Genomic DNA, 23,637 nt, shown 5'->3' on the forward strand with positions numbered 1-23,637 from the left:
AGCGGCGGCGCTGATGGTTCCGGCGCTGGCCGGATGTGGCGGGCCGCTCTCGACCCTTTCGCCTCAGGGACCTGCGGCCGCTGACATCGCGACCCTCTGGTGGGCGATGCTGACAGGCGCCACACTGATCACGCTTCTGGTGCTGGTGCTGGTCTGGCGCGGCTTTGCGCGGCAGGGCGTCCGCCCGCCCGCGGAAAGCTTCTGGATCAGGGGGATGGGTCTTGGCTTCAGCTTTGCCGTTCTGATCGCGGTGGTCGGTGCAGGCATCTGGGTGGGCGAGCGGATCCAGGCCCGCCCAGTCGCGGATGTTGTCCGTGTCGAAGCCATCGCGCGCCAATGGAACTGGCGCTTTAACCAGCCCGGCCCGGACGGGGCCATGATCGGGACCGAGGGTCGCCTTTATATTCCCGCCGGAACGCCGATTGATGTCGTGATCCGCTCGGAAGACGTGATCCACGCCTTCTGGGTGCCGCAACTGGCGGGCAAGATGGACGCCCTGCCCGGCCGCGACAATCTCCTGCGGATCGAGGCTTCAGCGCCCGGCCTCTACCACGGCACCTCTGCCGAATTCTCGGGCATCGGCTATGCCGGGATGCGGTTCGAAGTGCTGGCCTATGACCCGGCCAGCCCGCCCGATTTCAGCGATCTCTCAGGCACCACCGGCCCGACGGATCAGGCAGAGCCTGCCGCCTACCAGGAGGGCACCCCATGACCGAACTCCCCCCGGGCCTTGCCGCCAACCCGCCGCAGCGCGCCTTGCCCCTGCACCGCCAGCTTGACCAGATCTGGGGCCGCCCGGCGGGTCTGCGCGGCGTCCTGACTTCGGTCAACCACAGCGAGCTGGGGCTGCGGTTCATGCTGGCCTCTTTTGTCTTTTTTGCCATTGCGGGCTGTCTCGCCATGCTGATCCGGGCGCAGCTGGCAACGCCCGGCGGCGCGTTTCTCGACACAGCACTTTATAACCAGTTCTTCACGATGCATGGCAGTCTGATGATGTTCCTCTTTGCCATTCCGATGCTGGAAGGGCTGGGGATGTATCTGCTGCCCAAAATGCTCGGGTCACGCGACCTTGCTTTCCCGCGCCTCTCGGCGCTTGGCTGGTGGTGCTATCTGTTCGGCGGGCTGATCATTCTTTCCGCGCTGGTCGCGGGCGTCGCGCCGGATGGCGGCTGGTTCATGTATACGCCTTTGTCGTCAAAGACCTACAGCCCGGGGATCAATGCCGATGTCTGGCTGCTGGGGGTGACCTTTGTCGAGATCTCGGCGCTGGCAGCGGCGGTCGAGATCACGGTGACGATCCTGAGGATGCGTGCGCCGGGGATGAAGCTGACGGAAATGCCGCTCTTCGCCTGGTATATGCTGGGGACCAGCGCGATGATGCTGGTGGGCTTTCCGCCACTGATCCTCGGCTCGGTGCTGCTCGAGATCGAGCGCGCCTTTGACTGGCCGTTTTTCGACGTGACGCGCGGTGGCGACCCTTTGCTCTGGCAGCACCTCTTCTGGCTTTTCGGGCATCCGGAGGTCTATATCATCTTCCTCCCCGCCGCCGGCGCGATCTCGACCATCCTGCCGGTGATGTGCCGTACCCGGATCATGGGTTACGGTGCCATCGTTGCCGCCGTGCTCGGCCTCGTATTCCTGTCCTTCGGCCTCTGGGTGCATCACATGTTCACCGTGGGCATCCCGCATATGGCGCTGGCGTTCTTCTCGGCGGCCTCGGCGCTGGTGGCGGTTCCGACCGCGGTGCAGATTTTCGCCTGGATCGGCACCATGTGGCAGGGAAGACCGCAGATGCGCCTGCCCATGCTGCATCTTATGGGGTTCTTCTCGACCTTTGTGATGGGCGGGCTGACCGGCGTGATGCTGGCGATCGTGCCCTTCAACTGGCAGGCGCATGACACGGCTTTCGTCACCGCCCATCTGCATTATGTGCTGATCGGAGGGTTCGTCTTCCCGATGATGGCGGCAGCGGTCTACTGGATGCCGCTTTTCACCGGGCGCGCGGCGGTGCGTGGTCTGGGGCCTGCGGCCTTCTGGCTGATCCTGATCGGCTTTCACGGCACGTTCTTCATCATGCATCTGACGGGTCTGCTGGGAATGCCGCGCCGGATCGATGTCTATCCCGATAACCCGGAATGGATCTGGCCCAATCTCGTCAGCTCGTTCTTTGGCTTTGTGATGGCGGCGGGCTTTGCGCTTTTCGCGCTGGATCTGGTGTTGCAGGCGCTGTTCGGTGCGAAGGCACGGCGCAACCCCTGGGGTGCTGACACGCTGGAATGGGCGATGCCGATGCCCGCCCCCAGCTACAATATCGCCTCGCTGCCGCTGCCCGGCCAGAGCGCTTTGCAGCTGGCGCGCGGCGAAGGTATGTTGCCCGGGGCACCCCGCGCCCGGCGTGAGACCCTGGTCGTCGATGCGATCAGCGGCGCGCCCCGTCATATCGCTGTGCTGCCGGGGAATTCTGCGCTGCCGATTGTAACCGCGGCGGTGATCGGCTGCTTTGTCCTGATGATGCTGTTCGGGCTTTATGCTGTGGCACCTGTTGGCCTTGTGGCCATCGCGGCCACCGTCTGGCAGTGGCACCGTTTCATGGGCAGCCCCCGGGATGAGGCGCTGATCAGTCTCGCGCCGGGGCTGAGCCTCCCCGCAAACGCCATGGTCCCGGACGGGCTGGCGCGGACCGGGCTCACCTGCCTCCTGATCTCGAATGGCACTTTCTTTGCCTGCTTTCTCTTCGCAATCGGGTTTCTGTCGGTTATCGCCCCTGGCTGGCCCGCGCCGCCCTCCGGCATCGCGACTGCTCCCGCAGCTGCTCTGACCGCTATGCTGATCCTGATCCTGATTGCAGCCTCCGGGCTGGCGCGTTTCCGCCTTGCCGCTGGCGCAAGTGTCGCCTTACCGTTATTGCTGCTGGGGCTTGGGGTCACTGGCGGTCTGGCCATGCAGCTTGATGATCCGACCCGCCACGCCCGCGACGCGCTGCGCGCCGCCGGGCTTGGCTATATCGCCCTGCATTGCACGGTTTCCGCGCTTTTGGCCGGGTTGTGCCTGGTGCAACGCCGCGATGGCAGGATCGCGCCGGACCGGCTTTCGGCCTGGCCGATCTGGCGCGCATGGCAGGATTTCACGCTTGCGACTGCGCTGATCCTCGCGCTCCTGATCACCGGGCAGGAGATCGTCGCATGAGCTGGCCCCTGCGCGCCCTGTCTGGCCCGACCCTCTGGGCCATAAGCTTTTGCGCAATCTACGCAGCGCATGGGCTCGGCTGCGCCTGGGGCTGGGCCGGGCGCCCTGCCCCGGTCGGCGATCTGCATCATTTCACGCTGATATCGCTTTGGCTGATATGCGTCGCGGGGGCGGGCGCGATCCTCTGGTGTTCCCCGCGCGGCAGCGACATTCCCGACCGCCTGATCCGCGCCGGTGGCTGGATCGGTCTGTTGGCAACATTACTCACGCTCTTCCCGGTCCTCGGACTGACGACCTGCGGCGCCGGGCCATAGCGCGGTCAGGCCCCACCGGCATCTGCACTCAAAAGGAGATCCCCCGGCTCATGACAAGCCAGCAATCGCCTCACCTCGTTGTCATCGGCGCCGGTTTCGCCGGGCTGCAAACCGTGCAGGCCCTGAAAGGCGCCGGCCTGCGCATCACGCTGATCGACCAGCGCAATCACCACCTGTTCCAGCCGCTGCTCTATCAGGTGGCGACCACCATCCTTGCCCCATCCGAGATCGCCTGGCCGATCCGAAGCCTGATGGAGCACCGGCCGGATGTGACAACCCTGATGGCACGGGTGCGCGGCATCGATCCCGACCGGCGCCAGGTGATCACCGATGACGGGGCGCAGATCAGCTATGACATGCTGGTCATCGCCACCGGGGCCACCCATGCCTATTTCGGCCATCCCGAATGGGAGCCGAACGCGCCCGGGCTGAAGACGATCGAAGATGCGACCCGGATCCGCAACCGCATCCTTCTGGCCTTTGAACGGGCCGAGACCGAACCCGATCCCGCGCAGCGCGAGGCGCTGCTGACCTTCGGCGTCATCGGCGGTGGCCCGACCGGAGTCGAGCTGGCGGGAATGCTGGCCGACCTCGCCCGCAACATGATCCGGGGTGAGTTTCGCAATATCGACACCAGGCAGACGCGCGTCCTGCTGATCGAGGCGGGCAAGCGCATTCTCCCCTCCTTTCCCGAGCATCTCTCTGCCTATGCCGCCCGGGCGCTGGAGCGGCGGGGGGTAGAGCTGCGTCTTGGCACTCCGGTCACGGACTGCACCGAAGAAGGCGTCCGGATCGGGGACGAATTTCTGCCCTGCCGGACCCTGATCTGGGCGGCGGGTGTTGCAGCATCGCCTGCGGCAGACTGGCTGGGGGTGGAAGGGGATAAGGCGGGGCGCGTGAAGGTGCAGTCAGATCTGACAGTCGCGGGCCACCCAGAGATCTTTGTGATCGGTGACACGGCAGCGGTGGTGCAGCAGAATGGCGATCCGGTGCCGGGCATCGCGCCCGCAGCAAAGCAGCAGGGAAGCCATGTCGCCGGCACCATCCGGGCACGGCTGAAGGGCGAGGCAAATCCCGCTCCGTTCCAATATCGCCACCAGGGAGACCTCGCGACCATCGGGAAACGCGCCGCAGTCGTGAAGATCGGGCGGCTGAGCCTCAGGGGCGCAGTGGCGTGGTGGATCTGGGGGATCGCCCATATCTTCTTTCTGATCGGCACCCGCAGCCGGGCGTCTGTGGCCTGGAACTGGCTCTGGACCTATCTGCGCGGCCAGAACAGCGGCCGCCTGATCGCCCATCCGAAACCCGGCGATGAGCCTACCATCGACTGAAAGTTTCGCATCTGGTGGCGGCATTCCTGAAAGAGAGCGCGGCTGATAAGCAGACGGCATATAGGCCGGTCAGGCCCCGCCAGAACCGCCGCCGCAGGGCAAAATCGGATTGGTTAAACCTCCGAGCGCGGCACAAACCACAGCGGCCAAAAGACCCGCACCCTTGTCTCAAGGGTGCGGGAAAACACCGGGATCGGTTACAGCGGCGGAAGGCGCGACGGGTCATGATCGCGCAGACGCGCCTGGCGTTCGGCCTCGGCCTCATCATAGCGCCAGCCGCCGCCCTCGAAACGCGAGCGCAGATCGCCAATGCCGACCTCGGGGACTTTGGCAAGCGCTGCGGTCACTTCTGCACGGCGCTCTTCGGGGAAGCGGACCGTCAGGGCGACATTGCCGCGCTGCATGGCCTCGTGAAAGACCGGGGCATCGGCCTCACTGATACCGATATCGGCCAGGGCGCCAATGGTGCCCCCGACGGCCGCGCCACCAGCCGCGCCGACGGCCGTCGCAGCGAGCCAGCCTGCGGCGACCAGCGGGCCGATCCCTGGGATGGCGAGCATCCCGAGGCCGGCCAGCAATCCAGCCCCACCCCCCGCGACGGCACCAATCCCCGCGCCGGTTGCGGTCCCCGACAAATCCCTGGGGGCAGCGTCGACCGACCCGTAGTGCTCACGCACCCGATCATTGCCCAGGACCGAGACCTCGACATCGCTCCATCCAAGTGAGTCAAGGCTCGCCCGGGCACGCTCTGCGGTTGCAACGTCATCATAAATTCTGGTGAGAACAGCCATTTCATAGTTCCTTCTGTCGCGTTACGGGTTACGGGGTTACTGGGCGGCAGGCGTGGTGACGACATTGCCCTTGTAATCGATGGCCACGGCCACCGCGTCAGGGCCGACCTTGCCGGTGCCGCGCCAGACGCCCTGCTCGTCAAGGGCGAGCGCCGAGACATCGGTGACATTCCAGGCGATCGCGCGTTGCCGGGCCTGTTCTTCGGTGAAGCTGTTCGCGCCTTCCAGCGGGGCGCCGGCTTCGGGCGTATGTTGTGACCAGCTGTCTGCTGCGCAGATGGCGAGAAACTGGTCGCGGGTCAGCCCATCGGGGCCGATTGTCACGCCGTCAATGCCGGCGCGGGCGAAGTCACGTTCGGATTCCGACTGGCTGATAAAGCCGTCCCCATTGATATCAAACAGGCGGTGCTGCTCTTCGCAGTCAGCAGTCGCGAGGCCCTGCGTGGTCTGTTCCTGCTGATCCGGAGAGATATCCGGCATTCCGGGAATTTCTTCCTGCGCCATCATGGCGGATGGTGCCGCCAGCGCGGCGATGATCAGGACTGCATAACCTTGACGTTTCATTTCGTCCTCCTCGATGAGCGGCCACTTTGCGGGGTCCGGATCTGGCGGAGCCGCAGCGACCAGGTGGCTGCATGAACCCACCACCGCAAAGAATGTTCCCGGGGACGGCATCCCGCGCTCATTCTATGCTCCGCCATTTCTGTGGAACAATCCGGAGACGTTCCCGGTTTGATCAGCCTGGCTTTGATCGCGGGGCGAGAGGCGCATCCGCATTGCCAGGAGCACATGACATGGGAAATGGCCGTGAAAAAACGGGGTTGATGAACATGCCCGGCGAGAGCTCGGGATCTTTGAGGGCCGATGCGACAGGCTGGCGGAGCCTGACAACATCGCTGCCATTGTCCTCAAAATTCGGGTTGGGGCGGGCGGCGTCAGACAACACTGTAACGGCAATCCCATGGCCGCCGACGCGGTATCTGGTAGCTTTGCCGCCCGAGGGAGCTCTCTGTTGTGTCGCAGTGGTCCCACACAGGTTAAGCAGATGCATTATTCAGGCTGTTATAAATGGTGGAACCGGGTAAACTGACTGTCGAGGCTTGCATGCTGGATTGTGCCGATGAGTAACTCTGTAATTCCGTTCCCTGGTTCCGATCCTGAGCGGGTTTCCGAAGAGGAAGACCCGATCCGGGCCGCAAGCCAGGAACTGCTGTCAGCGGTTATGGCGCAGCCGGTTCCGGATCAGCTGCATGCGCTTGCTGCCGAAGTCGGCAGGGCGCTTGACCAGCGTGCAGCAGACTTCTCTTCCGTACAGGGCGCTGCAACTGACGATACCGCCTGAACCGCCTGAGCAAAACGGCGGATTGTCGCCGCTCTCTGAGGTGCCGCGGAACTGAACTCCCCAGGTCCCGTTTTCCTTTCATGCAGAAGAAAAGGGAGACGATCATGACCATCTCGAAGCAGACACGACCGCAGGACGGAGCAGCTTCGGAGAATGTGGTCGAAATGATCCCGTTTCTCCGCATCTATGCGCGAAACCTGACACGCGGCGGACCAGAGGCCGACGACCTCGTGCAGGAAACGCTTGTGAAGGCGCTTGCAAATATTGACCGCTTTCAGCCAGGCACCAATCTGCGGGCCTGGCTTTTTACGATCATGCGCAACAGCTTTCTGACCGGCATCATGAAAAGAAACCGCGAGCCGGTTGGCGGCCAGGACTGCGTCTCAGGCCAGGTGATATCTTTTCCCGTGCATGACGCAAATATTGCCTGCAACCGGGTGATGCAGGCGATCCGGCGGCTGCCGTCGCAGTACCGCGAAGCACTGGTACTCGTTTTTCTGGTGGGCGAGAGCTATCAGGATGTGGCGCGGATCTGCGATTGCGCCATCGGCACCGTGAAGAGCCGGATCAGCCGCGGCCGGCAAATGCTGATGGATGATCTGCAGATGACTGAGTTGCGCGACCTGATCGCTGTCAACTACTAAGCCTTTAATTAACAAACCTCTCCGTGGCGGGCCAGTGCTCTGAGAAACGCTGCCCGCCTGATGAGCTGCGGCCGCCGGTCTGGTGCATTTGTAAATACCGCCCGGCCTGTTGCCGCACGGTCGGTCAAGGATCCTGCTCTGTCACGGATCCTGCCACATCGGGGGCGGTCGGATCGGGAACCGACTTGCGACGGCGATCTTCCGGATCGAACTGCTCCTCGGCGCCGTTGTCATTCGGGTCTTCGTCCAGCGGGTCATTTCCAGGCAGGATATTGCCCTCGTCATCCGCGGGCAAAGCCGCATCCGGCGGCCAGGGCAGATTCTCTTCTCCCCGGTCAAAGACGGGCCGCGCATCGCCGGCGGGCGGGGCCGCTGGCTGGTCCTTGCGATCCCTTTGCATCTTCACCTCCATTTGGCTGGCTCTGTGACCACAACCGGCCAGGACGGCGGAATGTTCCCCGGGAGTTTTTCGCGGGCAGACCGCCTGGAGCTGTCTACAGATCAGATTGGCAATGAGATCGTGCAGAGGATCCCGTCCGGACCGGTCCGGAAGGTGGTGACAGCATCAAGCTGATAGGGCAATGCGCGCTCTATCAACTCGCGCCCCTGCCCCCAGGCCGGTTCGGCCCCGGGCATAGCGACACCGGTTTCACGCCACAGGATGTGCAACCGTGATGGCTCTTTTCCCTCGATCTGCCAGCCAATATGCAGATGTCCCGCCGCCGATCCCAAAGCACCGTGCTGCACCGCATTGGTGGCAAGTTCATGCAGGGCCATGGAGAGCAACTGCACTGCGGAAGGCCTAAGTGACACATCTGCGGGGCCTTCAAGGCTCACGCCTTCGTCAGAATCCGCGCCGACAGCCGAAAGCGCCGCCTGCACCAGCGCGTCAAAGCCGAGGCCTGAATTCCCGTCGAGATCCGAAAGAAGGCCCTGCACCCGCGCCAGCATCTCGAGCCGGTCACGGAACCGCTGTCCGAAATCCCCAAGATCGCGCGCCGATTTCAGGGTGCGCTGTGAAACCTGGCGCACCACGGAAAGCAGATTGCGTGTCCTGTGCTGAAGTTCCCCGACCAGCGCCCGCTGCTGTTCCTGCAGGCCGAGCAATTCGTTCACATCTGTCGAGATCCCCAGCCATTCAATGATCTTCCCGTCGCGGTCGCGAACAGCGGTGGCGCGTGTCCGAAACCAGCGCCATCCCCCCTCCGTGGCATCCATCAGCCGGAAATCAGCCGCAAAGCCCTGCGTTTCCGCCGCGCCTGCGGCAGCGGCCCAGGCTTTCCGCAGGGCATCCAGATCATCGGGATGCGCCTGTTCCTGCCAGCCCTCGCCCATAGCGCTTTCCAGAGGCTGACCGGTACAGGTGGTCCATTGCGGGCTGACCCAGGTCCACGAGCCGCGCGCATCGGCACGCCAGAACAGCTGTGGCAGCCCTTCCATCAGGCTGTGCAGCCGCGCCGCGCTGTCTTGCAGCGCGCTTTCGGCATGACGGGTAGCGGTGATATCGGTGAAGGTCAGGACCGTACCGCCAATGTAATCGTCAATGCTGCGACAGGGCAGAACCTTCACGGCGTAATCGCGCGTCCCGGCAGTGTCACTCACCTTACGTTCAACCGGGATCTGGCTTTGCAGAACCTGCTTCACATCCTCATGGATCTCTGGATAGCTGAGCCGCGCCGCCAAATGATCCAGCGGGTGGCCGACACCGGTTTCCAGTTGAGGGAACAGGTCTGACGCAGATGCGGTGAAACTGCGCAGCCTGAATTCTTTGTCGAAGAAGGTCGTGGCGATCTCGCTGGCTTCCAGCAGGTTCCCGATGTCTGAATTGCTGCGCGCCAGCTCGCGGATCTGATGTCCCAGTTCCTGATTGACCGACTTAAGCCCCTTATTGACCGGCTGGAGTTCCTTTTTCGAAGACAGAAGCTCTTCAGGGGCCGCCTGAAGTTTGTCAGCGCTGAGCGGCACTTTATTTTCCTGCCGCAAAACACCGTCATTAGGTACGGGGTGTTCGCTCTCATCCCCCACCGGTCCGACATTGCGGAAGATAACCACCAGTGTGGTAACATGGTCCAGGCTGAGAGGCTCGATGACGATGTTCACATAAGAGGCCTGCTCGTCAGGCCGGATCAGCTGGCGCGACAGCTCCACTCGCCTCGCCTGGGATATGGCCCGATAAAGCGCGGCCTCGAGCCAACCCCGCAGATCCGGGTGAACGAGACGGATCAGGCTCAGGGGCGCAGCGCCGGCGGGCGTCTCCAGAAACTGTGCGATCGGCCCTGAAAACTGCAGCACTTCGAACTGCGTGTCGATCACGACATAAGCAGGGGCGAAATATGCGGCGATGGCATCGGCCTGACGGACGATGCTGTCCGGGAGCCGGGGCGATGTCACCGGCAGGTCATCCGTCGCAGCAAAGGCGGCGGCTGTACCGGTTTGCGGATGCCGCGAGGGTGGAACGGCCGCACCCTCCCGTATCGCCGCAACCTCAGGAGGAAGATCTGCAGGATCCTTCTTCGGATCAGGAGGGGAAGCATCGTTCATTGGATATCCCGGTCGTCTCGCGCAGAGGGCTGCTGTAACGCTCCGGGGCAGCGGCAACTGATCCCGGTTCCTGCAAAACTCCCGTCATTGCAGGAAATCGCGGCCTCGCTCTGCCAGAACGCGTTCCATCAGCCGTTGCAGCCATTTTCCCAGAGGAGGCAGCGTTGGCAGGCTGTAATGTTCCTGCAATGCGAGCCTCAAAGTCGCCTCGACCAGCCGGTCTGCGGCCATCGCGTCGGAGAGCATCAGCCGCGCCGAGAGCCTGAGCCTCGGCAGGAGGGCGATCAGCGTCTGCGTATGGATCTGGCTTTGCAAAAGCGCCACAGCCTTGCTCGCTTCATGTGGTTTGGGCAGGCGCGCGATATGGGCGAACCGTCGCGGGATTCTGGCAATCTCATGCGCCGAGTAAAACACGAAGGGAATGGCCGCTCCCATCAAAAGATCGGCCAGCGGATAGACCTTCTGTCCCCGAAGATTGACATCCAGCACCGCAAGATCGGTATCACCGACATAATCCGTGGCCTCGGTGATGGATGGAAACGGCCCGAGCACCCTGGCCTTTGCCGCACGGAAATGATCAGCGAGTTCGCAGGCGACATAGTAGTCATCCTCGACGATCATGATTGTGCGGCCAGAAAGGTTTTGCATGTCTTATCGGTCTCGCGGCTGGTTCGGCTGTTCCGATGCAGCGGGCCCGGCACGGATCGGACTATGGCTACAGTATGAAGCAAGATGAAATTGTCGCAACCTTCTCATGATCAATAACATATTATATTTATCAATATGTTATGAATCATGATCGCCGAATCTGCGGATATCCGCCTGGCAAAGATTTCCCTTTCCTTCAAAGCGGGTCAGAGATCCACCGGTTTTCTAAGACGGGGAATTTCAGCATATGCCGCCGGCAAAGAGGCTGTGTCGTATCCGGTCATGAAAATGAATGGGATCCCCGCGGCAATGAGGTGATCGGCCAGGGGAAACACCATCTCGCCCCTCAGGTTGACGTCGAGCATGGCAAAATCGGGTTTTGCACCAGCGCAGACACTGCTCAGTGCTTCGGTCAGGGTGGGAAAGGGGCCGATCACGCTGGCCCCGCCCCGCTCCAGGAACTGTGCAAGATCGGTGGCCAGAAGATACTCATCCTCGACGACAAGGACAGATATTCCACTCAATGCAGGCAGAAGTGAGCTCAGATCTGCGTTCCTCATGGGATCATACTCCTTCCCTTTGCGTAAGACAGTAATTGCGTGAAGCCACATTCCAGGTCGCTCGCTTGCGGGAACAAACCGCCGTTCTGAATGTTCACGCAGCAATCTGTAAAGCGGAGGACATGACATGCGCAATTCTTCTGACCAGACGGCACCCCCCACCATTATCGCCAACGCGCCGGGACATGACAAAACCGGCGACGAGACGGACAATGGCAAGCTGCCGAAATACTTCGATTACCCAGGGCCACCCTTCCCGGAACAGGTTCAGGACCTGCCCGGCAGTTTCCGGATGATGCAGCCCCCGCCGGATCATGGCGAAGAAAGCTGGATCGGCGCCAGTCGGCTTGAAGGCATGGTTGCGGTGATCACTGGCGCCGACAGCGGCATCGGTCGGGCAGTTGCCATTGCCTATGCGCGCGAAGGGGCAGATGTCGTGCTGGCTTACCTCAATGAAAGCGCGGATGCCGCCGACACGGCAAAGCTGATCCGCGACAGCGGGCGCCACTGCCTGGCGATAGAAGGCGACATCGCCTCTGCCGCGCATTGTCGTGCGATTGTCGGGAAGGCCGTCGCGGAATTCGGCCGCATCGACATTCTGGTCAACAACGCGGCGCATCAGAACACATTCGACGCGCTGGAAGACATATCGGATGCAGAATGGGAGCGGACCTTTGCGGTCAATCTCCATGCCATGTTCTGGCTGACCAGGGCGGCTGTGCCGCATATGCGGCGCGGCAGTTCCATCATCAACACGGCCTCGATCAACGCCGATATGCCAAATCCGACCTTGCTGGCCTATGCGACCACGAAGGGGGCTGTTCAGAATTTCACCGGCGGCCTGGCGCAATTGCTGGCGGAAAAGGGGATCCGGGTGAATTGCGTCGCACCCGGCCCGGTCTGGACCCCGCTGATACCGGCAAGCATGTCCGCAGAAAAAGTCTCCGGATTCGGCGAAAACTACCCGATGAAGCGTCCGGCGCAGCCGGTGGAGCTGGCCTCGGCCTATGTGATGCTGGCAGAACCGATGTCGAGCTATATCTCGGGCGCCACCGTGGCCGTAACCGGCGGCAGACCGCTGATCTGATCTGCGGGCTCCTGCCCAATGGAAGAGGACCGGAGTGTGAAAACCACGCCTGCGGGGTCGAATTTCAAAAGCGCCTCGCCCCGGAACTCGTGACTGAGCGCCGCTTCGATCAGCTCCCGCCCGAAGCCGCTGGTTGCGGGCTCAATAACGGGGGGGCCACCAACTTCGCGCCAGATCAGCTCGAACTGGCCACGCCGCTGTGTCCATTCGATCAGCACGCGGCCCTTGTCATCCGACCAGGCCCCGTATTTCTGCGCATTGGTCGCCAGTTCGCCCAAAGCAAGGCTCAGCGCGAACACCTGATCAGCCTCGATCATCACAGGGGGGCCGCGCATGACCAGTCGGTTTTCAGGCAGACTGCCGGCAAGGGCATCGGCAATAAGCGTGCGGATGTCGAGCGTGCCGTAGACATCCGCAAGCAGCGCCCGCTGCGCCTGGTCGAGCTGACACAGACGTCTGACAGTGGCTTCCTTTGCGTCTTCGACCGATCTGGCCTGACGGAAGGTCAGCCGCACGATCGCAATGGCTTTCGCATAGGCATTCTTGATCCTGTGGCGCAATTCGCCGTTCAGGATGCTGCTGCGGCGGGCGGTCATCACCTCGCCAGTCGTCTCGATAACGGTGTTCATGAATCCCGAAATCACGCCGTTCTCATCAGCGACCGGGCTGTAGCAAAAGGTGAACCATCCGGTTTCATGCCCGTCTCCGCGTTCGATCTGCAATTCATAATTGCGGATGAAGGTCGAATGCCCCTGCAGTGCCCGGTCCGCGATCGGCCCGATCTCGTGCCAGGCTTCGGCCCAGATCTTTCTGAACGGCTGACCAAGGCAGGGCGCCTTATGCCCGAGGATCGGTACAAATGCATCATTGTAGATCGTGATCATCTCAGGCCCCCAGCACAGACATTTGGGGAAGTCGGATCGCAGGATCAGATCCGACGTGATGCGCAGGGCGACCGGCCAGCCAGCACGCGCCCCCAGCGGCGTTATGCTCCAGTCAAATTCACGAACCTGGGCATTCATGGCCCGATCAGTATTGTTGTCCATGGAAGGAAACCCGTGCGTGAATTCAGATGCTTAAGGCATCTTCTGCCGGGATAGTTGTGCTCTTCCACAAATGAATCAAGACAAATCTGGTGCAGGGTCAGTCCGGGAAGCGCCGGAGCCGGGCTTTCCTCTGCCTCCGTTCCGCGCCGCGGGCGCTGTGCATCGGATTCCCGGTTGTTCCGGAGCGCCTGCGCGCAGCTGACGCGGGGCCGTCCCGGCGCGGAGATCTTCGGTGTTTTCCGGAATGGTAAGCCGGGGCACAGCCCCTCTCCCCGCAGAATCTCCCCATTCCTGACCCGGCAAAGGTCTCAGGGCTTCGAAGATCAGGCGCCAGCACCCCGGCGTTTCAGAACCTGTGCCGAGAAATGCGACGACCAACTTCATGAGGGTCGCCGCAATCCGCAAGCCAGGCTCCCGATGACGCTCCCGGCGTCTGGGCGATGCAAGGGATCTGCTTTGTGAGACACACCTCACCTGTTGAACCCGGACGCCCGACGGCGGCGTGCCTGGCCGTATGTCAGGCGTTATCCGTCAGGGTTAGGTATCGCCTTTGGATTCCTCGGCCCTGACTTGCCATCGCCCTGCCCCTCAGGCTCCGAGCGCTCATCCTCCATATCCGCCGGATATGTCTCATCATCCAGGACAGAGGGTTTGGCAGCGCCCTGGGGCACTTCGCCTTTATAGCGTGTTTTGACAGGCATCTTCGATCCTCTCATCAGTGGTCGGTCTTATCTGAACACGTGGCGGCCCCTGTGGTTTCCCGCCGGCTGATGTCCAGGCGGATTCTGTCCTGCTCGCCGCTGTCCTGCGCGGGCTGGCCATGCGCAAGGCGCGGCCAGCCCGCTACGTCCTGCCGCCGGGAGCAAGCGACCGGACGTATCTCAGGCCGCTGCGAGGGCGGCCTGGTTGACCGAACCATCCGCAAGCTCTGTCAGCGTGCTGTCAGTGGCTTCTTCTTCGGAAAGGGTGGTTTGCAGGATTTTTGCAATCTCTCCCTGCCCCATCAGCTTCGCCCAGTTCCTGAGCGTACCGTAGCGGGCCATTTCGTAATGCTCGACCGCCTGCGCAGAGGCGACCAGACCGGCATCCAGCGCAGGGGAACCTTTGAAGCTCTCGATCACTTCTTCGCCCTCATCAAGGATCCCCTCAATGGCCGGGCAGGTCTTTCCGCGCGCGGGTTTCCCCAGAATATCGAACACCTGCTGGAGCCGCTCAACATGGATCTGGGTTTCGTCATGGTGCTTTTCAAAAGCCGCTCCCAGCTCTGACGACTGTGCCGCCCGCGCCATTTTCGGCAAGGCTTTCAGGATTTTGCGCTCGGCGTAGTAGACGTCTTTCAGAAGGTCGAGGAACAAATCGTCAAGTGTTTTCGCTTTCATCAGTCTCACTCCTGTGCGCGATAACCTTTGCGGGGTGCTCGGGTTCAGATGCAGGAACCGCTGCGGCGGCAGTTTGTTCCGGCGATGTGCGATCTTCACCGCCCGCGACGATCACCCCATAGTGCCGCCCCGCCCGCGCTGCGTTTCAGCCGGCCCGGCGGGCATCAGGTGAATCAAGGGGCCTTACAGCCAATTTCCTCAGCTCGGGAACATCACCGCCCGGGGCGGGTTTGTAACGGGACCTGCACAGAAAGGAGAGCACCATGTCTGCGCCGAATACCAACCTCGAAAAGCAGCGAAAGCGTCACTGGGCCCCTCTGCTGGGGATCGCAGCCGCCGCCCTGTTTGGCGTCCTGCTGATTGTCTACTGGATCGGAGAAGAGGTCGTGGAAGCCGATCCGGATGCGCCCGCCGGTCTCGATGCCGGAACCGTCAACGAACCCGCGCAGTCCACCATTCCTGCCCAGGTGATCGAGCCCGGGGCTCAGCCCGGAGCGTCCGGGGGCTCGGCAACACCGCCCACCACCCGCGAAAGCCCGCCGGTGCCCAATGCGCCGCAGGAGCTGACACCCGAGTAGACGAGGCCCGGATATTTGCCGGACGCTTTGGCGAGGCCAGACTTGCATTCGCAACAAGCGGGGCCCTGAGGTCAAACCGTTTGCGGTCGGATTTCTGGAAGGGGCTCCGCCGGTTTTCCCGCCTGTCCAGCCCCTGCAGGACGGTGGGAAATATCGACAGATCGTAGTTTCGCAAAGCCCGGCGGCCCGCCTTGCAGCGGGCCGCTCCAGTTTTTCGCCATGCCTGCGCAGAAGAAGGGACCGCCGGTCAGGACCCCTTGTCGCGAGACATTTCGCTCATCGTCAGCGTTATGTCTTTCGACGCGGTTTCGGCTCCGCTGTCGCGCGTGCCAACCACTGCCCTATTCGATAACCGCACAAGCCAGGCGGTCGCCCGCATTTCCGGTCGGCTGGCTGCGGTGGTCATCGGCACCGGCATGGACCATCAAAGCACGGCCCATGACCGAATTGTCCCCCGCGCCAAGCCTTACATTCGGATTGAGCACCTGAACGCGCGCGAAGCCGTCTGCATCGGTGCGGATGTTCGGCATGTCCCCGGCATGGGGCCCGGTTGTCGAGAGCACGCCATGTTCCACATTGGCCGGATTGAAATGGCCACCTGCGGATTCATGCCCGGTATGGGGATCGCAACTGCCCGTCTCATGGACATGAAAGCCGAGCCAGGATTTGGCGGGAAGCGCACCCAGTTCCAGATCGATCAGTACACCGGCGCGGGTCTCGGTCAGGGTGGCGGTGCCGGTCTCGGCGCCTTCGGTATCGACAAAGGTGACCCTGGCTTCCTGAGGCGTTTCTGATTGCGTGGTCGCCTCCTCGGCCAGCGCAGTGAGCGGCAGCATGAGAACGGCACTGAGAAGGGTGACGTGCACAGGTTTCATTGGTTTTTCCTCCATTAATGACGAAAGAAACCCGCAGCTTCCGGGGATGTTCCGGCCAGGATCAGTCCGAGAGGGGGGCATCGTCCCGGCGCGCCACAGGTTGCTCATTCGCGCGGATATCTGCCACTTCAGCGGCCGTGACCGGCCCGGCATCATTCCCCCAGGCCTCGCGCAGAAAGCTCGCAAGCTCAGCGATTTCGCTGTCGCTCAGGCGGGCCTCATAGCCCTGCATCACCAGTGGCATCGGGCGCTGCACGGTCCCTGCGACCTCTGCACCATGCAAAATGATCGAGACCAGCGGTGTGATTTCGTCCGAAAGTACAAGTGTATTGCCCTGAAGCGCGGGGAAGATCTCCGGCGAGCCGCGCCCGGTGACAAAGTGGCACTGCGCGCAATTGTCCATGTAAATCCTGGCACCAAGCGGCATATCCGGCGCGGCTTCGGTCAGCATTTCTGCCGTGGCGCGGCCTTGGTCATCCGCCTCAGGAGCGGGCAGCGAGAGCGGCCCCTGAGGCACCGCAGCCGCAGGCGGGTCATGCGGCTGGCCGTCCAGCGCCTTCAGAAAACGCGCCATGGCGATGATGTCGGCATCGGTCAGATATTGCAGTGAATGCTCGACCACGAGCCCCATCTCGCCATTGGCAGTCGAGGCGAAGTTGCGACCGGTGGCGAGGAAAGCTGTCAGCTCCGGGATCGGCCAGTCGCGGGTCACACTTCCCGGCCCCCGCAGGGCGGGCGCTTCCTGTCCGTCGATGTAGCCGCCGGTCAGGAAGGCGCGTTCATCGGCGGTGATCCCGTCCTGGCCCATATAGACGGTGCGCGGGCTGTGGCAGGCCGCGCAATGGCCAGGGCCTTCGACCAGATACTGACCGCGATCGAGCACCGGATCGCCCATGATCCCATTGAACCCGCTGTCATGGGTCAGGATCAGCCAGTTCAGCGCGCGAATGCCCCAACGCTGGCTGAAGGGGAAAGGCAGATCGGGTTCGGGCACATCATAGCGGACCGGCTGCACCTCTTCCATGAAATAAGCGTATAGCGCGCGAATGTCGCGCTCGGTCAGCAGGCGGTAATTCTCATAAGGCATGGCCGGATAAAGATGGCTGCCATCGGCGCTTAGCCCGTCGACCATGGCTGCGCGAAACTGATCAAGGGTCCAGTCGCCGATGCCGGTTTCCGGGTCCGGGGTGATATTCGCGGTATAGATCGTGCCGAGCGGGCTGTGGATCGGCCGCCCGCCTGCGAAATCAGCGCCACCCTCGGAGGTATGGCAGGCCATGCAATCGCCCGCCCTCATGGCATATTCGCCAGCGCCGGGTTCAGGGGTCCAGCTGACGGGTAAGGCCTCGGAGGCGGGCGTGCGGCTGACCGGGATCCAGATCAGGGCCACGATGGAAAGAGCTACGACCAATATCAGCGCCGGGAAGAGGCGAAGGACGGTTTTCATCTCATCCCCCCTCAGACCAGCGGACCGGGATTGCGCAGATACTGGCGCCGGATCGCATCCGCTGCCCAGTAGGTCAGTCCGCCGACAAGACCGGTCGGGTTATACTGCGTGTTCTGAACAAAAGCCCCCGCGCCGGTCACAAAGACATTATGCTTGTCCCAGGCCTGGAGATAGCGGTTCAGCGGGCCGCCCTCGGGCGTCTCTGACAGGATCGCGCCGCCTGTGTTATGGGTGGTCTGATAGGGCCGCACATCATAACGGCTGTCGAAATCCTTGTAGCTGGATTTCATCAGGTCGGGCTGCATTGAGCGCGCCAGATCCTCGATCTTCTGCTGCAAAAAGGCATTCAGCCGCAGCTCATTGGGATGCCAGTCAAAGGTGATCCGCATAAGCGGGCGGCCGTGGCGATCTTTGTAGGTCGGATCCAGATCGCAGTAATGGCCGCGGTAAGACATGACCGAGCCGTGAAGCGAGATGCTCATCTCATGGCCGTACCATTCGGCAATCGCCGATTTCCAGCCGCCCCCCCATTCGGGCGTATCCTCGGGCAAAGGCATCGAGCGGATCGGCTGGCCATTGGTCTGGGCGGAAGAGATATAGGCGCCGCCGATGAACCCCTCGGCCCCGAAATCAATCGCATTCATGCCGAAATCATCAATGCACATGCCATTGATGCCGGCCCCGACAAAGGGGTTGAAATGCTCGTCTTTGAAGAACATCGAGGTCGAGCCGGTGATCTGATAGCCGTAATTCCTGCCTGTCACACCTTCGCCCGTGGCCGGGTCATAGGGCTGGCCGATGCCCGAGATCAGCATCAGCCTGACATTTTCAATCTGATAGGCGGCGAGGATGACGATATCGGCGGGCTGGAACACCTCTTCGCCGCTGTCCTCGTCAAAATATGTCACGCCGGTAGCGGTCTGGCCGTCAGGAGCCATCTCGACCCGCAAGACCTCGGCCCCGGTGCGGTAGCTGAAATTCGGCTTGCGGAAGAGCGCGGCGAGGATCGTCGTCTGAGGTGATGATTTCGAGTATTGGTAACAGCCGTAGCGCTCACAAAAGCCGCAAAAATTGCAGGCCCCCATCTGCATCCCGTATTCGTTGACATATGAGGTGGAGGCATTGCCGCCGGGGCGCGGAAACGGGTGATAGCCCATGGCACGCGCGGCCTCGGCGAATTTCGCGCCATTATATGTCTCGGGCAAAGCCGGCATCGGATAGTCGCGCGACCGCCAGCCCTCGAACGGATTGCCGCCTTCGCGGATCTCGCCATTCACATTGCCGGCGTTCCCGGAGATCCCGGCCACATATTCGAAACGATCAAAAAACGGCTCCAGCTCGTCATAGGTGACGGGGTAGTCGCCAATGGTCATATCCTCGGGGATGATCCCCTCGCCCCAGCGATCAGCGACATAGCTGCGTAACCCCAACTCGACCGGCTGCGGCCGCCAGTTCTGACCGTTCCAGTGCACGCCCGCACCGCCGACCCCGTTGCCGAGCAGGAACGACCCCCATTTGCGCATCGGCAGCGCGGTCTCATTCAGGTCGCGGCGGATGGTGATGGTGGATTGCGAGGGGCGCTGCATCATCTTGTGACGCTCGCCCTGCGCCAGCTCGTCGATCATCCCGGGATATTTCATTTCCGGCACGGTTCGCCGGTCGGGGCCGCGCTCCAGCGCCACAATCTCCAACCCCTCCTCGGCCAGTTCCATCCCCATGATTGCGCCCGTCCAGCCAAGGCCGACAATCACCACATCCTTTTTCGGATTCTGCCTCGCCATAGCTCAGGCCCTCTCGCCCGAGATCGAAACCGGGCCGAGCGGATAGGGGATATTGTGCCGCCCCACCCATTCCTTGAAATGCGCCCGCGCGCCCGGAAAGCCGATATGGACCCAGGCCGCCATGCCGTGATTGCCGCCATGGATCGGGTCCGCGAAATAGCCCTCTTTGGTATTGGCCAGCAGGATCTCGAAGAAATCGCGCAGCTCTGGCGGCAGGGAAACCTCTCCCTCCTCCAGCGCGGTCAGCGCCGCGTCCTGCTCCTCTGCCGCGAGGGCAGAGAACGCCGCGCCGTGGCGGGCCTCGCACCAGGCATCAAAGAGCGGGATCGCCGCGCGGTAGATTGCAGCCGGGGCGAGAGGCGATTGCCAGCCCAGTTCCGGCGGCGCGTCGGGGTGATGGGGCCCGTCCATATACCAGTCGGTCGCCGCGCCAAAATCACCCGCCAGTTCCCGGTCGATAAAGACCGGCACCCGCGCTTCGATCGCACCGGGACCATCCCCCTCCGACGGAATCAGCCGGGCTACGGCGGCCAGAACGAACACCCATTCGGCCGCATCGAAAAAGCGGCGCGGATGATCTTCAAGCGGCGGCAGATCCTGCGCCGCGACTGCCCCCGCGGGCCAGAGCCCGGTTGCGGCCAGACTGGCGGCAGAGACCCTGAGGAACTGGCGCCGGTCTGGATGGTGGTCGGGATGGCTGGGGGTATGTCCGGTGCGGATCAGCGGGCTTTGCGGTGGGGCGGTCATGTCGTTTCCTCGCTTGGAACTGGGCCTCGAAGAACAGGGCCGGGAAGCGGCATCCGGGATGCACTTGAAAATCAAAACCGGGCGCGGGGCGGATTGTTCCGAAATAATCCGGAACAGTGCTGCCGCGAACGCGTTTTACGATTCCCGGCATGGCAAAGGACCGGCAAGGACATGGATGAAAACAAGGATGTTCTGAGTGCAGTGCTCGATCAGCTGGACGAGATTGGCGCGACCGGGACGGTCAGCATCGGCGCGGTGGCCGAGGCGATCGGCACGCGGTCTTTTGCGACACTGATGCTGATCTTTGCGCTGATTGCGGTTTCTCCGGCCAGTATCGTGCCCGGGGTGACGACGGTGGTCGCGCTGGTCGAGTTCCTGCTTGTGGCGCAGATGATTGCCGGCAGACGTCATATCTGGTTGCCCGATCTGCTCTCCGACAGGGAAATTCCGGGCGAACGCCTGCGGTCTGCTGTTTCATGGCTGCGCAGGCCGATTGCGGTCGTGGACCAGATCCTGCAGCCCAGACTGAGCTTTCTGACTGAAAAGCCCTGTCTCTATATCTGGCTCTTCCTGATCCTCGCGCTCACTCTGGTCATGCCCTTCATGGAACTGGTGCCAGGCACCGGCACCGTTGCCTCGGGTCTGATTGCCCTCGTGGCGGCGGCCGTTCTGACCCGGGACGGCGCCTTGCTGATACTGGCGGGTCTGTGCCTTGGCGCCCTGGTCTGGATGGTGCGTTTGCTTGGTGAAGCCCTGTTCTGAGCGCGCAGTTTCTCTGTCTGATCCACCATCTGCGGGGAACAATTCCCGCGCCCAGGCGTTAACCCGCGCGGGTTCATAGCTGAAGCAAGACTCCATTCAGATATGTACCTCGAAAACGTTAAGGCGCCTGCCCATGCAGGCGCCTTTTCTCTTGCCGCTTTCTTTGGCGGCGTCAGGTCTCGAGAACTGTTCCGTGCAGATGCTCTGGCAGTTCCTGCAGCTTCTCTTTCGTCCGGACGGTTTTGCCGTGAACCTTGCCATTCGCATCCCGCATCAGGGTCAGCTGATCGGGACTGATCCGCACGGGCCCCGATCCGGTTGCAACAAAGCCGCCGATATCAACCCCGGCATCGACCACGACCACGACCTGGGTCAGAGGGCCAGCGAACAGACCGCTGCCATGAATGGTCGCCGGCACATCGCGATCGCATCGGCTGCCTGCTGAAGCACGGCGCGGCATGAAGCGGGGATTTTCGCCGCAGCGGAGGGCGTTCGGGAACAAATGCGCGGGGCTCAGGGTTGGATGTCGTTGCATAGCGGCGCCCGATTTCGCCTTGCGGCATCCGCGAGTATTTGGCCTTGAATGAGGCGGTCACCGCCGGGGTGGCATTTCTCGCTGCAGGGGCGGCCTTTACGGCGGGCGGCAAGGTCACCGCCCTGACGACCGGCGCAGGTATGTGGATGGCCGGAGCCATCGGCTTGGCCTGTGGCAGCGGCTTCCTGCCGCTTGCCATCATGGCGACAGTGCTTGCGATCCTGGTGCTGTGGGTGCTGTGGGTGCTCGGGCGCGTGTCGCGCCGCATTGCGCGGATCTGCGATCGCGGCACCTCAGACGAAAATCACTGACGGGAAGGAGGCAAAGATGCCCGCAAAATCGAAAGCTCAACAAAAGGCGGCCGGGGCTGCCCTGTCGGCAAAACGGGGAGAAACGGCGCGAAAGGATCTGGTTGGCGCGTCAAAGGAAATGTTTGACAGCATGACCGAGGCCGAGCTGGAAGAGCTCGCCTCCACCCCGCATGACGGCTTGCCGGACCGGGTGGAGGATGACGCATGATAACCCCTTTGCAGCCCGCTGAAATCACCCGAGCCCTTCTTATCGGCAAACAGGTTTTCGCATCACGCAACGAAGCCGTCGGTTCAGTCAGCGATGTTCTCGGCACCGGCAACTCCGCGGTAATATTTGTCGACCTCGGCGGGCTCTTTTGCGCTGGTGGCAAGACCATTGAACTGGCCGCGAATGACATGCGGATTGGCCGGGAGGAAAACGGGGCAATCATGCTTGAGACGCGACTGACACTCCACGAGCTGGAGATGTTACCTGAAGTAAAACTCTGAGCCGTGGGCCAGGCCGGTCTGCGCGACCGGCCTGCCGGATCATGCGCAATGTCACCATGCGCGCATCTGGCAAAGAGGCTGAAACCTCTCATCCCCACAATCGCCGTTAACACTGTGCTGTTTTGGTCGAGTGCCGACGCCGCTTCTGGCACATGGTGCACCTTCCATCTGCCGATGACGGGGGTGGTGATGCGCGGCCCAGAAGAGGCGAGCGGTTCACTGTTCAGTTGTGATAGTCCGCAGGAGCGGATGCAGGATAACCTGCTGTTTCGGTGGTTTGTGGATGGTTGGTTGATGCCCCGGTCTGGGTGACAACCGGGTCTATGAAGAACCGTGACCGCCTGTTGAACACCGAAATGTCGCGCAAAGTCTGGGCGGCAATACGCGCAGATCACGCAGTTCAGCCGCTTCTGTCGGACGACCACATTTCGGTCGAGGGCAAAGGGCTCAAGGCTCGGGCAGCAATTTAGGGCTTCCGGCCAAAGCCCGAAGCCATGCGGGGCATAGTACGCGCGGGTTCCTGACCGTTCCCGCCGCCTGTGCTGGGGCAAAGCCGTTCCCGCCAGTGCGTCGCCGCTTCATGGCGTCTTCCTGAGGCAGGTCAGGGCGATCAGTTCAGGCGGTTCAGGTGACGTTCCAGAATGGCTGAGGCAGCTTTGGTGTCATGGCGGCGGATGGCGACCATGATACCATAATGATCATTGTCAACGCGCGGCTTCCACCGCTTGCTGTAATGAACAAGGATATAACGCGCCGCCAGGTTTTGCATGCTCTCGACCGCTTCCAGCAGCCGGGGCATCTCGCAGGCCTCATAGATCTTCATATGAAAGGCACGGTTAAGCTCTTCCCAGTCAAAGATATTCTGCGCCTGGTCACAGGCCTGGCGCAGGGCGTCGGCCTCGCGCACCTGGCCGGGGGTGAGATTGGGCACGGAATGCAGCAAGGTCAGCGGCTCGAGCGCCAGCCGCATCAGCTTCAGCTCTCTCTGGGCCATCGGGTCAAGCGGTGCGACCTGCATTCCCCGGTTGTGCTGTGACACGACCAGGCCACGCGCGACCAGTTTCAGCAGCGCCTCACGCACGGGGACATGGCTGGCACCGAACTCGGCGGCGAGATAATCCTGACGAAGCTTTTCACCCGCCATCAGCTCGCCACGGATGATGCGTCTTGCCAGTTCATCCGCGATCAGCAGTGGCGTTGGGACGGCTGGCATGACGTCGATCAACCTTGGTGGGGACGGAGG

The 23,637-nt window shown here is 62.4% G+C and carries 26 protein-coding genes; 12 read left to right on the top strand and 14 right to left on the bottom strand.

Features of this window, described 5'->3' with window-relative positions; translation table 11 throughout:
* The first annotated feature begins 13 nt into the window (after window positions 1-13).
* From AC4FS3_RS11810 to AC4FS3_RS11825, 4 genes are read left to right on the top strand one after another with little or no spacing between them, the layout of a single operon-like run.
* Window positions 14-712, top strand: a complete 699-nt coding sequence (locus AC4FS3_RS11810; protein WP_491020730.1) for a cytochrome c oxidase subunit II — start codon at window positions 14-16, stop codon at window positions 710-712.
* Window positions 709-3,186, top strand: coding sequence for a cytochrome c oxidase subunit I (gene ctaD / locus AC4FS3_RS11815; protein WP_491020731.1), 2,478 nt, complete (start codon window positions 709-711; stop codon window positions 3,184-3,186). The genes AC4FS3_RS11810 and ctaD overlap by 4 nt, the downstream gene beginning before the upstream one ends.
* The gene (locus tag AC4FS3_RS11820; RefSeq protein WP_491020732.1) at window positions 3,183-3,500 is read left to right on the top strand and encodes a hypothetical protein; all 318 of its coding nucleotides are present in this window, start codon (window positions 3,183-3,185) and stop codon (window positions 3,498-3,500) included. Before ctaD ends, AC4FS3_RS11820 begins: the two co-directional genes overlap by 4 nt.
* A gap of 50 nt (window positions 3,501-3,550) precedes the next feature.
* A complete protein-coding gene (locus AC4FS3_RS11825) occupies window positions 3,551-4,831 on the top strand; it encodes an NAD(P)/FAD-dependent oxidoreductase (protein ID WP_491020733.1) in 1,281 nt (426 codons plus the stop codon).
* Between the two features lie 197 nt (window positions 4,832-5,028).
* Here the strand turns inward: AC4FS3_RS11825 and AC4FS3_RS11830 are convergent, their stop codons facing one another.
* A complete protein-coding gene (locus tag AC4FS3_RS11830; protein ID WP_283179559.1) occupies window positions 5,029-5,622 on the bottom strand; it encodes a hypothetical protein in 594 nt (197 codons plus the stop codon).
* A 36-nt stretch (window positions 5,623-5,658) separates the two neighbouring features.
* Window positions 5,659-6,186 (bottom strand): hypothetical protein, encoded by a 528-nt coding sequence (locus tag AC4FS3_RS11835; protein WP_491020734.1) that lies wholly within the window; start codon window positions 6,184-6,186, stop codon window positions 5,659-5,661.
* Window positions 6,187-6,742: 556 nt separating this feature from the next.
* Here AC4FS3_RS11835 and AC4FS3_RS11840 point away from each other — a divergent pair.
* A complete protein-coding gene (locus AC4FS3_RS11840) occupies window positions 6,743-6,964 on the top strand; it encodes a hypothetical protein (protein WP_491020735.1) in 222 nt (73 codons plus the stop codon).
* Between the two features lie 104 nt (window positions 6,965-7,068).
* Complete coding sequence (locus tag AC4FS3_RS11845; protein ID WP_283179556.1) at window positions 7,069-7,608, top strand: sigma-70 family RNA polymerase sigma factor; 540 nt, start codon at window positions 7,069-7,071, stop codon at window positions 7,606-7,608.
* 124 nt (window positions 7,609-7,732) lie between these two features.
* Here the strand turns inward: AC4FS3_RS11845 and AC4FS3_RS11850 are convergent, their stop codons facing one another.
* The 4 genes from AC4FS3_RS11850 to AC4FS3_RS11865 form a co-directional block, all read right to left on the bottom strand.
* On the bottom strand, window positions 7,733-8,008 hold the full coding sequence (locus AC4FS3_RS11850; protein ID WP_491020736.1) for a hypothetical protein: 276 nt from the start codon (window positions 8,006-8,008) through the stop codon (window positions 7,733-7,735).
* A gap of 101 nt (window positions 8,009-8,109) precedes the next feature.
* A complete protein-coding gene (locus tag AC4FS3_RS11855) occupies window positions 8,110-10,149 on the bottom strand; it encodes a PAS domain-containing protein (protein ID WP_491020737.1) in 2,040 nt (679 codons plus the stop codon).
* Between the two features lie 84 nt (window positions 10,150-10,233).
* Window positions 10,234-10,797, bottom strand: coding sequence for a response regulator (locus tag AC4FS3_RS11860; RefSeq protein ID WP_283179552.1), 564 nt, complete (start codon window positions 10,795-10,797; stop codon window positions 10,234-10,236).
* Window positions 10,798-11,003: 206 nt separating this feature from the next.
* On the bottom strand, window positions 11,004-11,357 hold the full coding sequence (locus AC4FS3_RS11865; RefSeq protein ID WP_283179551.1) for a response regulator: 354 nt from the start codon (window positions 11,355-11,357) through the stop codon (window positions 11,004-11,006).
* 292 nt (window positions 11,358-11,649) lie between these two features.
* On the opposite strand from AC4FS3_RS11865, the gene AC4FS3_RS11870 reads away from it, so the two are divergent.
* Window positions 11,650-12,444, top strand: a complete 795-nt coding sequence (locus AC4FS3_RS11870) for a glucose 1-dehydrogenase (RefSeq protein WP_491020837.1) — start codon at window positions 11,650-11,652, stop codon at window positions 12,442-12,444.
* On the opposite strand, the gene AC4FS3_RS11875 is transcribed toward AC4FS3_RS11870, so the two are convergent.
* Window positions 12,393-13,466 carry an HWE histidine kinase domain-containing protein gene (locus tag AC4FS3_RS11875; RefSeq protein ID WP_491020738.1) on the bottom strand — a complete coding sequence of 358 codons (1,074 nt, stop codon included), beginning with the start codon at window positions 13,464-13,466 and terminating at the stop codon, window positions 12,393-12,395. The genes AC4FS3_RS11870 and AC4FS3_RS11875 overlap by 52 nt on opposite strands.
* Window positions 13,467-14,371: 905 nt before the next feature.
* Window positions 14,372-14,869: a YciE/YciF ferroxidase family protein gene (locus AC4FS3_RS11880; protein WP_283179603.1), complete on the bottom strand. Its 498-nt coding sequence runs from the start codon at window positions 14,867-14,869 to the stop codon at window positions 14,372-14,374.
* 263 nt (window positions 14,870-15,132) lie between these two features.
* Between AC4FS3_RS11880 and AC4FS3_RS11885 the strand changes: the two genes are divergently transcribed.
* A complete protein-coding gene (locus AC4FS3_RS11885) occupies window positions 15,133-15,447 on the top strand; it encodes a hypothetical protein (RefSeq protein WP_283179604.1) in 315 nt (104 codons plus the stop codon).
* Between the two features lie 341 nt (window positions 15,448-15,788).
* On the opposite strand, the gene AC4FS3_RS11890 is transcribed toward AC4FS3_RS11885, so the two are convergent.
* The 4 genes from AC4FS3_RS11890 to AC4FS3_RS11905 form a co-directional block, all read right to left on the bottom strand.
* Window positions 15,789-16,322, bottom strand: a complete 534-nt coding sequence (locus AC4FS3_RS11890; protein WP_491020739.1) for a superoxide dismutase family protein — start codon at window positions 16,320-16,322, stop codon at window positions 15,789-15,791.
* 61 nt (window positions 16,323-16,383) lie between these two features.
* Entirely contained in the window at window positions 16,384-17,769 is a 1,386-nt protein-coding gene (locus AC4FS3_RS11895; RefSeq protein WP_491020740.1) for a c-type cytochrome, read from the bottom strand.
* 11 nt (window positions 17,770-17,780) lie between these two features.
* A complete protein-coding gene (locus tag AC4FS3_RS11900; protein WP_491020741.1) occupies window positions 17,781-19,550 on the bottom strand; it encodes a GMC family oxidoreductase in 1,770 nt (589 codons plus the stop codon).
* Window positions 19,551-19,553: 3 nt separating this feature from the next.
* Entirely contained in the window at window positions 19,554-20,297 is a 744-nt protein-coding gene (locus AC4FS3_RS11905; RefSeq protein ID WP_491020742.1) for a gluconate 2-dehydrogenase subunit 3 family protein, read from the bottom strand.
* A gap of 171 nt (window positions 20,298-20,468) precedes the next feature.
* Between AC4FS3_RS11905 and AC4FS3_RS11910 the strand changes: the two genes are divergently transcribed.
* Window positions 20,469-21,059 (top strand): exopolysaccharide biosynthesis protein, encoded by a 591-nt coding sequence (locus AC4FS3_RS11910; protein ID WP_491020743.1) that lies wholly within the window; start codon window positions 20,469-20,471, stop codon window positions 21,057-21,059.
* Window positions 21,060-21,231: 172 nt separating this feature from the next.
* On the opposite strand, the gene AC4FS3_RS11915 is transcribed toward AC4FS3_RS11910, so the two are convergent.
* Window positions 21,232-21,477 (bottom strand): hypothetical protein, encoded by a 246-nt coding sequence (locus AC4FS3_RS11915; RefSeq protein WP_491020744.1) that lies wholly within the window; start codon window positions 21,475-21,477, stop codon window positions 21,232-21,234.
* 161 nt (window positions 21,478-21,638) lie between these two features.
* Here AC4FS3_RS11915 and AC4FS3_RS11920 point away from each other — a divergent pair, with 161 nt between their 5' ends.
* Genes AC4FS3_RS11920 through AC4FS3_RS11930 form a run of 3 tightly spaced genes read left to right on the top strand, consistent with a single transcriptional unit; the run spans window position 21,639 to window position 22,394 of the window.
* Entirely contained in the window at window positions 21,639-21,905 is a 267-nt protein-coding gene (locus tag AC4FS3_RS11920; protein WP_491020745.1) for an MgtC/SapB family protein, read from the top strand.
* Between the two features lie 16 nt (window positions 21,906-21,921).
* Window positions 21,922-22,113, top strand: coding sequence for a DUF3008 family protein (locus AC4FS3_RS11925; RefSeq protein WP_283179611.1), 192 nt, complete (start codon window positions 21,922-21,924; stop codon window positions 22,111-22,113).
* Window positions 22,110-22,394: a PRC-barrel domain-containing protein gene (locus tag AC4FS3_RS11930; RefSeq protein ID WP_283179612.1), complete on the top strand. Its 285-nt coding sequence runs from the start codon at window positions 22,110-22,112 to the stop codon at window positions 22,392-22,394. The genes AC4FS3_RS11925 and AC4FS3_RS11930 overlap by 4 nt, the downstream gene beginning before the upstream one ends.
* Before the next feature lie 610 nt (window positions 22,395-23,004).
* Here AC4FS3_RS11930 and AC4FS3_RS11935 read toward each other — a convergent pair.
* Window positions 23,005-23,607: a GntR family transcriptional regulator gene (locus tag AC4FS3_RS11935; RefSeq protein WP_491020746.1), complete on the bottom strand. Its 603-nt coding sequence runs from the start codon at window positions 23,605-23,607 to the stop codon at window positions 23,005-23,007.
* Between the last annotated feature and the right edge of the window lie 30 nt (window positions 23,608-23,637).

It is taken from the genome of Pseudogemmobacter sp. TB195 (genome assembly GCF_058313095.1).

Coding starts and splice junctions, on each gene's coding strand:
- AC4FS3_RS11810 (WP_491020730.1), top strand. CDS start 14: ATGGTTCCGGCGCTGGCCGGATGTGGCGGGCCGCTCTCGACCCTTTCG.
- ctaD (WP_491020731.1), top strand. CDS start 709: ATGACCGAACTCCCCCCGGGCCTTGCCGCCAACCCGCCGCAGCGCGCC.
- AC4FS3_RS11820 (WP_491020732.1), top strand. CDS start 3,183: ATGAGCTGGCCCCTGCGCGCCCTGTCTGGCCCGACCCTCTGGGCCATA.
- AC4FS3_RS11825 (WP_491020733.1), top strand. CDS start 3,551: ATGACAAGCCAGCAATCGCCTCACCTCGTTGTCATCGGCGCCGGTTTC.
- AC4FS3_RS11830 (WP_283179559.1), bottom strand. CDS start 5,622: ATGGCTGTTCTCACCAGAATTTATGATGACGTTGCAACCGCAGAGCGT.
- AC4FS3_RS11835 (WP_491020734.1), bottom strand. CDS start 6,186: ATGAAACGTCAAGGTTATGCAGTCCTGATCATCGCCGCGCTGGCGGCA.
- AC4FS3_RS11840 (WP_491020735.1), top strand. CDS start 6,743: ATGAGTAACTCTGTAATTCCGTTCCCTGGTTCCGATCCTGAGCGGGTT.
- AC4FS3_RS11845 (WP_283179556.1), top strand. CDS start 7,069: ATGACCATCTCGAAGCAGACACGACCGCAGGACGGAGCAGCTTCGGAG.
- AC4FS3_RS11850 (WP_491020736.1), bottom strand. CDS start 8,008: ATGCAAAGGGATCGCAAGGACCAGCCAGCGGCCCCGCCCGCCGGCGAT.
- AC4FS3_RS11855 (WP_491020737.1), bottom strand. CDS start 10,149: ATGAACGATGCTTCCCCTCCTGATCCGAAGAAGGATCCTGCAGATCTT.
- AC4FS3_RS11860 (WP_283179552.1), bottom strand. CDS start 10,797: ATGCAAAACCTTTCTGGCCGCACAATCATGATCGTCGAGGATGACTAC.
- AC4FS3_RS11865 (WP_283179551.1), bottom strand. CDS start 11,357: ATGAGGAACGCAGATCTGAGCTCACTTCTGCCTGCATTGAGTGGAATA.
- AC4FS3_RS11870 (WP_491020837.1), top strand. CDS start 11,650: ATGATGCAGCCCCCGCCGGATCATGGCGAAGAAAGCTGGATCGGCGCC.
- AC4FS3_RS11875 (WP_491020738.1), bottom strand. CDS start 13,466: ATGAATGCCCAGGTTCGTGAATTTGACTGGAGCATAACGCCGCTGGGG.
- AC4FS3_RS11880 (WP_283179603.1), bottom strand. CDS start 14,869: ATGAAAGCGAAAACACTTGACGATTTGTTCCTCGACCTTCTGAAAGAC.
- AC4FS3_RS11885 (WP_283179604.1), top strand. CDS start 15,133: ATGTCTGCGCCGAATACCAACCTCGAAAAGCAGCGAAAGCGTCACTGG.
- AC4FS3_RS11890 (WP_491020739.1), bottom strand. CDS start 16,322: ATGAAACCTGTGCACGTCACCCTTCTCAGTGCCGTTCTCATGCTGCCG.
- AC4FS3_RS11895 (WP_491020740.1), bottom strand. CDS start 17,769: ATGAAAACCGTCCTTCGCCTCTTCCCGGCGCTGATATTGGTCGTAGCT.
- AC4FS3_RS11900 (WP_491020741.1), bottom strand. CDS start 19,550: ATGGCGAGGCAGAATCCGAAAAAGGATGTGGTGATTGTCGGCCTTGGC.
- AC4FS3_RS11905 (WP_491020742.1), bottom strand. CDS start 20,297: ATGACCGCCCCACCGCAAAGCCCGCTGATCCGCACCGGACATACCCCC.
- AC4FS3_RS11910 (WP_491020743.1), top strand. CDS start 20,469: ATGGATGAAAACAAGGATGTTCTGAGTGCAGTGCTCGATCAGCTGGAC.
- AC4FS3_RS11925 (WP_283179611.1), top strand. CDS start 21,922: ATGCCCGCAAAATCGAAAGCTCAACAAAAGGCGGCCGGGGCTGCCCTG.
- AC4FS3_RS11930 (WP_283179612.1), top strand. CDS start 22,110: ATGATAACCCCTTTGCAGCCCGCTGAAATCACCCGAGCCCTTCTTATC.
- AC4FS3_RS11935 (WP_491020746.1), bottom strand. CDS start 23,607: ATGCCAGCCGTCCCAACGCCACTGCTGATCGCGGATGAACTGGCAAGA.